Origin of the sequence: Labrenzia sp. VG12, from assembly GCF_002237595.1 — a bacterium.
Taxonomy (GTDB): Bacteria; Pseudomonadota; Alphaproteobacteria; order Rhizobiales; family Stappiaceae; genus Roseibium.
Window position 1 is genome coordinate 901,362 of the sequence record NZ_CP022529.1, and the last position, 12,537, is coordinate 913,898.

Below are 12,537 nucleotides of genomic sequence, written 5' to 3' on the forward strand. Positions count from 1 at the left end.
CTGCGTTAAAACGCCTGGCTCAAACCGACATAAAGGGCAAAATCCGGGTCATCCTGTCCCGGATCCAGAGGCACCGCCGCATCGATTCGAAGCGGGCCTATGGGAGTAAAATAGCGCAGGCCAGCGCCGACGCCCACCTTCAGGCTTTCTGAAAAGTCCGGGAGGCTGTCTTCATAGGCGTTGCCGGCATCAACGAACCCGACCACACCAATGGTATCCGTCACCTTGACCCGGATTTCACCGGACAGTTCCACCAGCGACCGGCCACCGGTTACCTCACCATTTACCCTGGGACCGACATTGCGATAAGCATAGCCACGGATCGAGCCGCCGCCACCTGCAATAAAGCGTCGGCTTGCGGGCACGGCTTCGACCGACGGGGCCAGGATGGAGCCCGCCGAAACCCGTCCGGCGAGAATGAAGCGCTTGGCCTCGTCCAGGGCGTAGTAGCTTGACACGGTGCCCTTGACGAATCCCATGGCATTCGAGTTCAGCGTGTCATAGGCAGGTTCGGCAAACAGCGCCGCAAAGACGCCCTTGGAAGGGTTCAGCTTGTCGTCGCGATTGTCAAAGGTCAGGCCGGCGGGAAGGCCCACCAGCAGATAGTCGCCGTCGCCAAAGGCGTCTTCCTCGTTCGCATAGAAGACCTCCGCGCCAGCGCGGCCTTTCAGCTGCTCTGAAAACTCGCGGTTGAGATAGGCATCATAGGTAATCGTCCGGCTCTTGTAGGCGTCCGGGTTTTCCTGGCGGGCCTCCAGGCTGGTGGAAAAACTCGTCAGGGGCCCGAAGACCCCGGGTTTTTCGAACGCAACACGGGCGGAGTATTCCAGATCCGTCAGGCTTTCGTTTCCGATACGGCCGACGGAGCCTTCAACCGAAAGAAGTTCGCCGCGGCCGAACAGGTTGCGTCTGCGCCAGTAGGACTCTACCCCGAAACCTTCGGTGCTCGACCAGGAAGCGCCCGCACCGATGACATGGCGCTTGCGTTCACTGACCTCGATCTGGATGGGTAATGACCCGTCCGGCCCGGAGATGTCGCCTTCCACAAGCCGGATAGACGAAAAAATACCGAGTTCATTCAGCCGTTTCCGTGCCCGAGCCAGGTCTTCAGGCGAATAGATGCCGCCCACGGGAAGCATGGCCTGCTGGACAACGAAATCCGGATCGGTCACGTCCGTCCCACTGACGGTAACCTGGCCGAACCGGGCTTGCGGGCCTGTGTCTGCGACGAGTGCGACATCCAGCGTGTTCGTTGCGTGATCCGCCGTGATCCGGCGTTCTGCGATCCGGGCCTTCGGATATCCGCGGCCACGCAGCACGCTGACAATGCGGCGCTCCGCCGCGAGGACCTTGCCGGAGGCGGCTACTTCACCGCTGTTCAGGCCCCAGAAGGACGGGTCGGAGGAGAGGTCGCTGCCAATTGTGGAAACGCTTACCTTGCTAAAGCTGAAGACCGGACCCGGGTTGACGATGATCGCCACCTTGAGCGGACGGGTGTCCGGCAGGTCCGCGCGCTCCAGCGCCGTGTCAAGAGGCAGTCCTGCAAGCACAATCTCGACCGTGCCGCCATACCGGCCGTCGGCATAGAGCTTGGCAATCAGGCGCTCGCGGTCCGACAGGGCACGGGCAATCAGTCCGGCTTCCCCGGACGGCGGTTTGTCCTGTTGCTGGATCAGCAGGGAAGCGGACTTCAGATCCTTGGTCAGGTCTTCCGATCCGCCGGTTGTTGTCAGACTGGCTTCGTAGGGCGTGGGATCCGGAATCGCTTCTGCTTCTTCGGCGCCGGATTCAAAGAATTTCCAGCCGAAAATCTCAAAAGCGGAGCTGGTCGTTGTCGTCGAGGCAAGAAGGAGGCAGGCGAGGCCAAGAACGAAGGGTTTTCTGACATACAAAAGGGTGCCGGCAGCCCGTCGGGTTGCCAGCAAAGGATGCGCGGTAGACCGCGGTTCGACCCCAAGGTCGGTATCACAGGACGGTAGACCCTTCACTCACTGCCGCCTGACGGATTGGCAGGGCCGCCTGTCACAGATCCCTGTCACAAATCGGCCCACTGCTTTGCAGCCCCTACGTAATCAAGTTTACCGGGGCCATGGTTAAGACAATGCCAACACGATAGATCATGCCCCGCAGGCAAGCGCAAGGGTGAAGCCCCGGCGTGAGTTTGCTCCGGCAGGGCAATTTGCAAGCGAGAACCTGGGCAAGTTGCGCGGGGCGGTCAGAAAAGCGGCTCTTCTTCCGGCAAGCCAAGCAGGCGCCGGGCTGCGGTCAGCGTGTTGACCATCAGCATCGCGATGGTCATCGGGCCAACACCACCCGGCACCGGCGTGATGGCGCCGGCATGTTCGAGCGCTTCCTTGAACGCGACGTCGCCAACCAACCGGCTCTTGCCTTCGCCGAGATCAGGAGCCGGAATACGGTTGATGCCAACATCGATCACTGTGGCGCCAGGCTTGATCCAGTCGCCCTTGATCATTTCCGGGCGACCGACGGCAGCCACGACGATGTCGGCCGCACGGACCACATCCGGCAGGTCGCGGGTGCGGCTGTGGGCAATGGTTACGGTGCAGCTTTCCTGGAGCAGCAGGCTGGCCATGGGTTTGCCGACAATATTGGAGCGGCCGACAACAACGGCGTTCTGTCCGGACAAGGTGTCGCCGAGCGTGCGCTTCAGCAGCACAAGGCTGCCGGCCGGGGTGCAGGGCACCAGCGCGCTGTTGCGTTCTCCGGCGGTCAGCAGGCCGACATTGACCGGGTGAAACCCATCGACGTCCTTTTCCGGACGGATCAGTCGCAGCACCTTGCTTTCGTCGATGTGGCCGGGCAGGGGCAATTGGACCAGGATGCCGTGAATGTCCGGATCATTGTTCAGCTGATCGACCAGCGCGAGCACATCCGCTTCGCTTGTTTCGGCATCAAGCGTGTGTTTGACGGAATGAAACCCGCACGCTTCCGCGGCCCGGTCCTTGTTGCGCACATACACCTGGCTGGCCGGGTCTTCACCAACAAGCACGACCGCAAGGCCGGGACGCGTCCCGCTGTCCGCAAGCAGTTTGGCGGCCCGGTTGGTAATTTCCTGCCGGACAGAGTCTGCAACGGCTTTGCCATCTATGATTTTTGCCTGGGGCATGCGGCCTCCCGAAATGTCATGCGGTATCAAGGTATGTTTGGCGACAAGCTATAGAATGCTGCCCCGGTTTGAAAAAGGCCGTTTGCGTCGTTTCCTGCTCTGGTTTCGCCATTTCCGCAACTGTAATCAAAGCGTCCGGGTGAACCGGTCCAGTTCGGAGATGGCGCAAACGATGTGATAAAGGGAGCTGGCCGGGGCCGGTTCTTCGACGAACGTTCCGTCTGGGGACATCTTGTCGCGCCAAAGCCCCGCCGGCACATCGTTCAGGTAGATCTTGAGTGCGGCAACCGCGTCTGGAATGTCTGATGCGTAAGCGTTGCGTTCCGGGCCGCTGGAAAGCTCGGTCAGGGCAACGGCGGCCTTGAGCCACTCGGTCTGCGCCCAGAGGCGGGCGAGTGGGTCCTTGACGGTGAAATCGTCGTTCAGGGCCATAAAGGCTGCGCCTCGGCTTTCATCGATGCCATAGGTCCAGCCGATGTCGTAAAGGCGACGTGCTGCAATCAGGGCGCCGGCATCACCACGCTTGCGTCCCCACCGGGCGAGAAGCCAGGCCCACTCAAATTGATGGCCAGGCTCCATGATGCGGCCGTCCTCTCCCGGAAACGGTTGCCATTCCAGATCGAAAAACTCGCGCAAACCGCCGGAAACCGGATCAATGAACCGCATCAGGGCAAGCTCTGCAATCTCATCGGCGATATCGCTCCAGACAGGGTCTTCGGAAACGCTTTCCCAGGCCAGGCAGGCCTCAAACAGATGCATATGCGGATTTGACCGCAGCGGTTGACGACCATCGGTGGACTCCAGAAAGCCGGCTTCAGGGTGACGGTACGATTGTTGCAGCAGGCCGCGTAAACGGTTGGCCGAAGCGATGGCCTCGTCCCGGCGCTCCGGTATCGCTGAGGCAATATTTGCAAAGCCGAAAAGCGCAAATGCCTGATTATAGAGATCGAAAGTCGGGTCGCTTACCTTGCCACGGGTGTCCATGGCGCCCGCAAAATAGCCCTCTTCCAGCAGGAAGGCGCTTTGGAACCAGTCGTTGAGACCAGTGGCAATGCGGTTTGCCGGCCCGTCCCAGCCCAGCTTTTTGCCCTCGAGGAACGAGTAGACCTGGCGCGGCACAACGCGGGCACGGGTCGGCACGGACTGCCCCAGCAAGCTGCCGAGTTCAATGGCTTCGTAGCAGCTTCCACCATCGGCATCGATACCGCCTTTCGCCCAGACGGGGAGCGCCTGATTGACGAGCCAGCCTGTTAAATCTAACGATAGATTTTTAAGGTAATTGTTTGAAATGGAGGATGTTGGGGCGGTCATGGAACGTCTCGCGGTCTTCGGCTCGATCAAATGCTCACATTGACAGATTAGATCCGAGTTTGCAGTGCGAGGAAGGCGACAAATCGGAAATTAATCAATTCACTAGGAAAAGCGGGTCTAGTGTTACAGCAAAGTCACAGCCGCGATGTTTATCCGGGGGATAGCGGTGTTGCGACTTGGACAACACGGTAAGAGGGTGCTACCAGACTGGCAGCAAATGGGGTGGAACGGGTACTGATGCGGATTTTGTTTGTATTGATGGCTGCGGCAGCTTTGTTCGGATGCGCTGCTCTTCCCGGTGATGGGCCAGCTGCCATCAACATTACCACGCAGGACGTGGAAACGAGTGCGCAGGCGGGTGACTACACGGTCGTCACCGTTGATCCGGACAATATCAAGACCATTCGCTCCTATCGCCCGCTGGCCTTTGCCAACCAGTTTCGTGGTGTTGGAGGCGGCGGCTCGTCAACCTTGCTGGGCGTTGGCGACACTCTGACTGTCTCCATCTGGGAAGCTTCGCCGGACGGACTGTTTTCAAGCGGCGATGGCGGATCAAGCCAGATACCGTCCGTGGTCGATGAAAATGGCTATATTTTCGTGCCCTATGCAGGCCGGGTCCGGGCAGCGGGCCTCAGCATTGAAGGCCTGCGTCAGTCGGTGCAGCAAAAGCTTGTCGGTAAGGCCGTCGAGCCTCAGGTGCTGATCTCGCTTCGGGACAAGTTGAGCTCGACCGCGGTTGTCGTGGGTGATGTTGCAAAGCCTGGTGTCTATCCGCTGCCGCTGCGTGCAACCCGGCTTCTTGATCTGGTCGCCCAGGCAGGTGGGGCCCGGGAGGCGACCTATGAAACGGTTGTCACGCTCAAGCGCGGCAAGCGTGCCGGAACGACCCGTCTAGAAGACCTTATTGACTACCCTGAAAACAATGTCCTGATTTCGCCCAGCGACAATATCCTGTTGTCGCATCGGCCGCGAACATTCTCCGCTTTCGGCGCCGTCAAAACAAATCAGTTGGTCCCGTTCAAGACAAAGAGCGTCACAATGGCGGAAGCCCTTGCGACGGTTGGTGGCTTGCGTGACGAACGCGCTGATGCCAATGGCGTTTTCCTGTTCCGGTTCGAGGACGCTGACCTTGTGCGCAGTCTCAAGCCGGAGCTCGCCAGCAAGATTGTTGGCACGCAGCCTGTCCCGCTGGTTTACAAGATCAGCTTGAGGGATCCGCGCGGGTTCTTCCTTTCCCAGCATTTCGAAATGCGGGACAAGGACATTCTGTATGTCTCGAACCATCCCACCGCGGAACTCGGCAAGTTCCTGCAGATTATTGCGCCGCTCATCAGCAATTACTCGACTGTTCAAAGAATTACCGATTAATTGGTGAGGATCAAATCGAGACGCGCCCCGGCCGTTCGCTGGCGGGGCGCCAGGATCAGCGGATCGGCCAGGTGGTATGAAGTCAGACAGTCCCATGGTGGTGCTTTTTCTACAGGGACCGCCTGGCGTGTTTGCGCGCACGATTGCCGACAGTCTGGAAGCGGCAGGCGCTCAGACGTGTCGGGTCAACCTGTGTGCAGGGGACTGGCTCAACTGGCACGACAGCCGGTGTACATCCTATCGTGGACGGCTTGAGGACTGGCCTGACTGGCTGAGACGCTTTTGCAGGGAGTGCCAGGTCACGCACATCGTCTTTTACGCGGATCGGGTGCCTTACCACGTTGCCGCGGCGGAGATTGCCTCCGAGTTGGGACTTGCCTGTCTCACCTACGAGAATGGATACCTTCGGCCGGACTGGATCACGCTGGAACATTTCGGAATGTCTGCCCATTCCCGCTTTCCGGATGATCCGGACCTGATCCTGAAACTGGGGCAGGCGCTTCCCGATATCGACCGCCAGCCGCGTTATGGCTATCCGTTCATCAATGAAGCGGTGAATGAAGTCAGCTGGAACATGGCCAATGTGATTTTTGCACTGGCGTTCCCTGGATTTGTAAGGGACAAGCTCTATCACCCATTGATCGACTACTTGAGCAATATTCCGCGATTTGCGTTGGCCAAGGGCCGCAAGCGGAAGGCCAATCATGTCATCGACGACATCATTTCGACCGATCTGCCCTATTACGTCTTTCCGTTGCAGCTGCAAAGCGACTATCAGCTTCGCTTCAACTCGCAATACGACCATATCGCGGACGCCGCAGAGGAGGTGATTGCTTCGTTCGCGCGCCACGCGCCTTCTGCTGCGCGTCTTGTTTTCAAGGTCCATCCACTCGACAACGGCATGGAACCCTGGTCCAGGATCTTGCGGACGCTTGCGAAGAAACACGACGTCAAGAAACGCGTGTTGCTGGTGGATGGCGGCAATTTGAACCAGTTGCTCAGCCATGCTGCCGGGTCTTTGACCATCAACAGCACGACCGGTCTCCACGCCTTGCGCGCAGGGTGTCCAACCAAGGTGCTGGGAATCGCGCTTTACGACATTCCAGGACTGACGTGCCAGAAGACACTGGATGAATTCTGGCGCCTTGCAACAGCCCCCGATCCGGATCTGCTGGATGCTCTGGAACGGCTTCTGGCTGCGTCCATCCAGGTCAAGGGCTGCTTTTACACCAAGGAAGGGCGGGAGGCGGCTGCCGACCGGATGGCTGAGCGCATCGTGAACAACACGGTCAACCTGCCAGGAGCCCTGTGTGATCAACCTCCGCGTCTTGAGAAGGCCGTGTCGCGCGGAATTACCACGACTTTTGCCGACCAGCTGAAGGCAAGGGGCAAGACGGAGCGGTGGACGCATGTCTGGCGCGGTTGAGACCGGGCGTCCTGTTGATGAGGCGGTCCGCAGCGAGCGAAATATCCTGTTCCTGCAAGGACCGCTTTCTCCCCTTTACAAACAAACGGGCGGGATCCTGAAGTCCCGGGGTCTGGGCGTGTACCGGATCAACTTCTGTGCCGGTGACTGGCTGCATTGGCATGGGGACGGTTGCACCAGCTACAAAGGGTCTGTTGGCGACTGGCAGGCGTTCATCGACCGTTTTCTGGACACTTACGGCATAACCGACCTGGTTCTGCACGGGGACCAGCGGATCTACCACCGCCTTGCGATCGAGTGCGCGCGCAGGCGGGGGCTCTATGTGGCGGTGACCGAACTGGGAGCCCTGCGGCCCGGCTGGATGACCCTGGAAAGAAACGGCCTTTCCACCGTGAGCCATTTTCCGGACGATCCGGCGCGCGTTTGCGAGATCGCGGAGCGTGTCGGACCGATCGATCTGTCACCCCGGTTCCCGTCATCCTTCTGGCTTCAGACAGCTCCTGACGTAGGCTACAACCTGGCAAATGTGGTCTTGATGCCGTTTTTCCCTCGATATGAACGTCACACGATCTATCCGCCGGTTGAGGAGTATTTGCGCGGCGCCGTGCGCTTGCTGCGGCAGCGCAGGCGCGACGCACACGCCAACGCGGTGATGGCGCAATTGCAGGAAAAGGGCACCCGCTACTTTGTCTTGCCCATCCAGTTGGAGGGCGACTTTCAACTGCGGCGTCATTCGCCCTTCAGCAGCTTCAAAGACGTTCTGGCGCTGGTCTTTGGATCGCTTGCTTCGTCCGCTGGCAAGGGCACGGAGCTTGTCTTGAAAAGTCACCCGCTCGACGTCGGAATTGAAAACTGGGAAGGCGTCGCCAGGGCCCTAGCAACCGAACACGGCGTGAGCGACAGGGTCCATTATCTGGATGGTGGCGGGCTTGCCAAACCGTTCGAAAAAGCGGCCGGAGTTGTCACGCTGAACTCGACAGCCGGACTGGAAGCCTTGCAGGCTGGGGTCCCCGTCAAGACACTGGTGCCGGCGCATTTCGACATAGCCGGTCTGACGCACCAGGGCAGTCTTGACACCTTCTGGTCGCAGCCTGAGGTGCCCGACGAGAAACTGTTGGATGCCTATGTCCGGGCACTCGCAGGCACCACCCAGGTCAGAGGTTCGATTCATAACCGGGACGGGGTCGGCGTTGCGGCCAGAAACATCGCCGAGCGTATCGCAACAAGAACGCTCAACGCGCATGGCGCGTTTGTCGAGCCTCCGCCCAGACTGGAGCGGGCACGCAAGCTCGGTGTGCCGCTATGACGGCTGCTCTTCGGCCATGGTCTCGCCCGATACGGTTTGCAGATCCCGATCTGCGATCGCTGCGTCCACGTATTTTGGCTGCCCTGAAGACGGGTTTGATTCGACAGCCGACCGGTGGTCATCACTATCTGGTTATCGGAGCATCGACGTTGATGGCGGCTGGACCGCGTCCGGGAAACGGCGACACAATCCCGCTTCTCATTCTCGACGGACCGTCTCCGGTCGATGCGAAGCGCGTGCCGGCAAGTTTTGTCGCAATGCCGGTTCCTCTGCCTCAGACAGCTGACTGTCTTGGTCCGGAAGAGGTCGCGCGGTGGCTGGTTCAATCGGCGAAGGAAAGGCCGGCCGGCACGGACACGGATTTCGCCGGCCTCTGGCGAACCAGAGACATGAATTGCGCCGCGTCCGGCGAACAGGTTCCCGGGGAAGCGTCGAGCAATTCCCTTGAACGCCTTCTGACCGGACATCCGGACATGTCGTCGATGGATCCCTTCTGGGGGGCCGTTCATCGGCAATGTGAGACACAAGCCCTCGACCAAACGCGTTTGGTCAACCACATTTTGTCGAAGCACACGCTCTGGTTTTCGCCCTATAACGGTGAGCCCATATTGCCGGCTGACGCTGCCGCCATCTTTGCGATCATGCATGAGCACTGGCAGGAGAACGATCAGCCTGCCCATTGTTTCGGGGCGCAGTATTGGAACCATCCTTCGATCAGAGCCACTTTTTCTGGCCGGGGGGGCAGTGTGCAGTTTCACGAAACCGAGGCAGAAACGCTGGCGGCTGCGAGCGCAAGCCGTGGCCGGGTTCTGTCCTGGGCCGGCCGCACAAGCAGAGAGCTCGAGGCGGAATGCAGCAAGACCGGCACGCCGCTGCTACGCATTGAGGACGGCTTCTTGCGGTCTGTCGGTTTGGGGGCCGGCCTGGCCCGCGGCGCAATGCTGGCCGTCGATGATCTAGGGATCTATTACGACCCTTCACGCCCCAGCCGGCTTGAGGTACTGCTGCGGGATCGCGACCTGTTGCCTGACGAGCGGAAGCGCGGTGAGTACCTGGTTGACCGGCTGCAGAGAGCCAGGGTTTCGAAATACAATTTCGGCAAGTCCCGGACCTATGACTTTCCCACTGGTCGAAAGAAGATTCTCGTCCCCGGGCAGGTTGCCGATGATGCCGCAATCCGCAAATCGCGATCAGCGACCATCGATTGTGCCAACACGCCCAATGTAAACCTGGATCTCTTGCGGCTGGCACGCGAACGCCATCCGGATGCCTTCCTGGTGTTCAAGCCCCATCCGGACGTGGAGACGGGCCTGCGCAAAGGCAAGGTTGCAAGAGAAACAGCGCTCGGTTTCGTGGATGCTGTCGCGGAAGACGCAAACATCATCGATCTGATCGAGGCCGTTGACGCTGTAGAGACTTTTTCCTCCTTGTCTGGTTATGAGGCTTTGCTTCGGGGCAAGTCCGTCGCCGTGCACGGCGCCCCCTTCTACGCCGGGTGGGGGCTTTGTGAAGATCTGACACCTCTGGAGGGCAGGGGACGTCGGCGCAGCCTGGCGGAGCTGGTCTATCTGTCTCTGGTCGTCTATGCCCGGACCATAGATCCGGTGACACTGCTACCGTGTACGCCGGAATTTCTGATATCGAGGCTGACTGAACAGCGAAACGACCGGAAGCACCTTTTGGTAACAGCTGCAAAACGGCATGCTTCCTGGCTTGGCAGGAAGTTGGGACTGTAACGGAGCGCAGGACTGAGAATGGCGGGCGAAACAAGGAAAGTCATCGTTCTGACAGGTGCCAGCGGCGGGATCGGTCAGGCACTGGTGCGGGAAATCGCCCGGGAGGGTGTCTATTTTGCACTGATTGCGAGGGACGAAGACCGCCTGCGCCCGTTGCTTGACGAACTCAGGCAAAAAGGGGCCGACGGCGAGATCCGCGCGATCGACCTTCGCGACCGCGCACCTTTGCATGCCTATCTGAAGGATCTCGATCATCGCCAGGCGATTGATCTGGTCATTGCCAATGCAGGCGTGACGGCGGGACTCGGTCCGAACAGGAGCCGCGAAGCCGACGCCGACAGCGATCGGCAGATTGACGTGAATTACCGCGGCGTCGTGAATACGGTGACCGGTGCCGTCGACTTCATGCAGCAGCGCCGCCATGGTCAGATAGTTTTGATTTCCTCTCTGGCCGGAATGCGAGCCCTGCCTGACATGCCAAGTTACAGCGCCAGCAAGGCGGCAGTGATTGCATATGGCCATTCGCTCCGTGGCTGGCTGAAACCTTTTGGGGTCTCCGTGACCATCATTTGTCCAGGCTTCGTCACCTCTCCCATGTCCGCCCGCCACAAGGGAGCAAAACCGTTCGAAGTGTCGGCAGAACGCGCTGCGCGCTGGATGCACCGCGCAATCATGAAGAAGAAGGCGTTCTACGCGTTCCCGTTCCTGCTGGCCACCGGCATCCGCCTGCAGAACCTGCTGCCACCAAGCATCGGGGACCTGTTCATGGGGGGATTCGACGCGGAGATCGAACAGGACCCGCGATACCGGGATCAGGACAAATCCTGACGAAAAAAAACCGGGCGCCTGGCCCGGTTCCTTGTCAGAGACATTTCACGAACTACCTGGCTGCCTTGATCAGACGATCGACCGCGTTGCCTTCGGTGCGCATGTCGTCCAGCTCTGCCGCGGTGACAGCGACCGCATTGGCAATCTGTTCTTCCGTATGCTCGCTGGTAATGAAAAAACGGATCCTTGCCGATTTTTCCGGAACGGCAGGAAAAATAATCGGCAGCGCATTGATGCCTTTTGCAAGCAGTCGGTTGGACAGGGTTGCCGCACCGGCGGAATCGCCGACGATCACTGGAACCACCGCATAGCCTGCACTCGGCCCTGTATCCAACCCGGCTTCCTTCGCCAGCTTCAGGAAAAGGGCACCGTTTTTCTGCAGGCGTTCGACCCGCTCCGGTTCCTGTTCGAGAAGCTCAGCGGAGGCGATTGCCGCTCCCGCCAGCGCCGCAGACAGGCCAACGGAAAACACGAATCCTGGCGCTGTGACCCTCAGGTAATCACACAGAACCTTGGATCCCGCGATGTAGCCGCCACAGGAGGAGAAAGTCTTGCTGAGCGTACCCATCCAGATCTCGACCTCGTTTGGATCGACATCGAAATGTTCCGCAATTCCGCGTCCGGTTTTGCCAAGTACACCGATCGAGTGGGCCTCGTCGACCATCAGCCAGGCATCATAGGCCTGTTTCAGCTTGACGATCCGGCGCAGGTCCGGAAAGTCGCCGTCCATGGAATAGAGGCCCTCGACAATCACCAGCACCCGCTCGAACTTATGCCGATGGTCCGCAAGCATTTTTTCCAGGGCGTCCAGATCGTCATGCGGAAAATTCATGCGCGTGGCGCCAGACAGCCTGACACCTTCGGCGATGGAATTGTGCACGAAGGAATCGGTGAGAACCAGATCGCCTTTATGCATCAAGTGGCCGATCGTGGTGACGTTCGTCGCGTGGCCCGAGACCATGACGATGGAAGATTCAACGCCATGAATTTTCGCCAGCGCCGCTTCCAGTTCACCATGGAAGGGGCGTTCCCCTGCCACGATGCGGCTCGCCGAAACACTGGTGCCGTAGCGGTCGACAAAGGCCTTTGCAGCCGCGCTGACTTGCGGATGACCGTTCAGGCCAAGGTAGTTGTATGAAGCGAAATTGTCGTAGTTGTTGCCTTCGATCACGCTTGTTCCCGCAGCCAGGCCGTCATGGGGCCTGAAAAACGGGTTCTCGATGCCCATCATGTCAGCTGCAGCGCGGTGCATCTGCAGCTGTTTGACCTGGGGCAACTCCTTGAAGTCATAAACCTTGCGCTTCGGCGCTGCAGCCGCGGGACGGGAAGCCGCCGAGGCGGTCCGTCCACGCGCGGAGCGACGATTGGCTTTCAAGCTGTCCATCAGCTTGGCGCGATCATCTGCGCCCATTCCCAATATTCCTTACCTGGTGCC

At 59.6% G+C, this 12,537-nt stretch carries 9 protein-coding genes; 5 read left to right on the top strand and 4 right to left on the bottom strand.

The genetic code is table 11. The features are described from left to right. Positions 1-5: 5 nt before the first annotated feature. The 3 genes from CHH27_RS04145 to CHH27_RS04155 form a co-directional block, all read right to left on the bottom strand. On the bottom strand, positions 6-1,988 hold the full coding sequence (locus CHH27_RS04145; protein WP_208988540.1) for an autotransporter assembly complex family protein: 1,983 nt from the start codon (positions 1,986-1,988) through the stop codon (positions 6-8). Positions 1,989-2,215: 227 nt separating this feature from the next. Next, the gene (folD, locus tag CHH27_RS04150) at positions 2,216-3,127 is read right to left on the bottom strand and encodes a bifunctional methylenetetrahydrofolate dehydrogenase/methenyltetrahydrofolate cyclohydrolase FolD (RefSeq protein ID WP_094070456.1); all 912 of its coding nucleotides are present in this window, start codon (positions 3,125-3,127) and stop codon (positions 2,216-2,218) included. A gap of 126 nt (positions 3,128-3,253) precedes the next feature. After that, a complete protein-coding gene (locus tag CHH27_RS04155) occupies positions 3,254-4,438 on the bottom strand; it encodes an AGE family epimerase/isomerase (RefSeq protein ID WP_094070457.1) in 1,185 nt (394 codons plus the stop codon). Positions 4,439-4,675: 237 nt separating this feature from the next. Here CHH27_RS04155 and CHH27_RS04160 point away from each other — a divergent pair, with 237 nt between their 5' ends. The 5 genes from CHH27_RS04160 (at position 4,676) to CHH27_RS04180 (ending at position 11,102) form a co-directional block, all read left to right on the top strand. Beyond that, the gene (locus tag CHH27_RS04160) at positions 4,676-5,806 is read left to right on the top strand and encodes a polysaccharide biosynthesis/export family protein (protein WP_094070458.1); all 1,131 of its coding nucleotides are present in this window, start codon (positions 4,676-4,678) and stop codon (positions 5,804-5,806) included. 76 nt (positions 5,807-5,882) lie between these two features. Beyond that, positions 5,883-7,232 (top strand): capsule biosynthesis protein, encoded by a 1,350-nt coding sequence (locus CHH27_RS04165; protein ID WP_208988542.1) that lies wholly within the window; start codon positions 5,883-5,885, stop codon positions 7,230-7,232. After that, the gene (locus CHH27_RS04170) at positions 7,216-8,538 is read left to right on the top strand and encodes a capsule biosynthesis protein (protein ID WP_094070460.1); all 1,323 of its coding nucleotides are present in this window, start codon (positions 7,216-7,218) and stop codon (positions 8,536-8,538) included. Before CHH27_RS04165 ends, CHH27_RS04170 begins: the two co-directional genes overlap by 17 nt. Positions 8,539-8,633: 95 nt before the next feature. Next, a complete protein-coding gene (locus tag CHH27_RS04175; RefSeq protein WP_157738675.1) occupies positions 8,634-10,274 on the top strand; it encodes a hypothetical protein in 1,641 nt (546 codons plus the stop codon). Positions 10,275-10,292: 18 nt separating this feature from the next. After that, positions 10,293-11,102, top strand: a complete 810-nt coding sequence (locus tag CHH27_RS04180; protein ID WP_094070462.1) for an SDR family oxidoreductase — start codon at positions 10,293-10,295, stop codon at positions 11,100-11,102. A gap of 52 nt (positions 11,103-11,154) precedes the next feature. Here CHH27_RS04180 and CHH27_RS04185 read toward each other — a convergent pair whose 3' ends face one another. Further along, entirely contained in the window at positions 11,155-12,513 is a 1,359-nt protein-coding gene (locus tag CHH27_RS04185; protein WP_094070463.1) for an aminotransferase class I/II-fold pyridoxal phosphate-dependent enzyme, read from the bottom strand. Positions 12,514-12,537: the final 24 nt, after the last annotated feature.

Bases quoted from the DNA above. Each gene is read 5' to 3' on its own strand.
- folD (WP_094070456.1), bottom strand. From the start codon at position 3,127: ATGCCCCAGGCAAAAATCATAGATGGCAAAGCCGTTGCAGACTCTGTC.
- CHH27_RS04155 (WP_094070457.1), bottom strand. From the start codon at position 4,438: ATGACCGCCCCAACATCCTCCATTTCAAACAATTACCTTAAAAATCTA.
- CHH27_RS04160 (WP_094070458.1), top strand. From the start codon at position 4,676: ATGCGGATTTTGTTTGTATTGATGGCTGCGGCAGCTTTGTTCGGATGC.
- CHH27_RS04165 (WP_208988542.1), top strand. From the start codon at position 5,883: ATGAAGTCAGACAGTCCCATGGTGGTGCTTTTTCTACAGGGACCGCCT.
- CHH27_RS04170 (WP_094070460.1), top strand. From the start codon at position 7,216: ATGTCTGGCGCGGTTGAGACCGGGCGTCCTGTTGATGAGGCGGTCCGC.
- CHH27_RS04180 (WP_094070462.1), top strand. From the start codon at position 10,293: ATGGCGGGCGAAACAAGGAAAGTCATCGTTCTGACAGGTGCCAGCGGC.
- CHH27_RS04185 (WP_094070463.1), bottom strand. From the start codon at position 12,513: ATGGGCGCAGATGATCGCGCCAAGCTGATGGACAGCTTGAAAGCCAAT.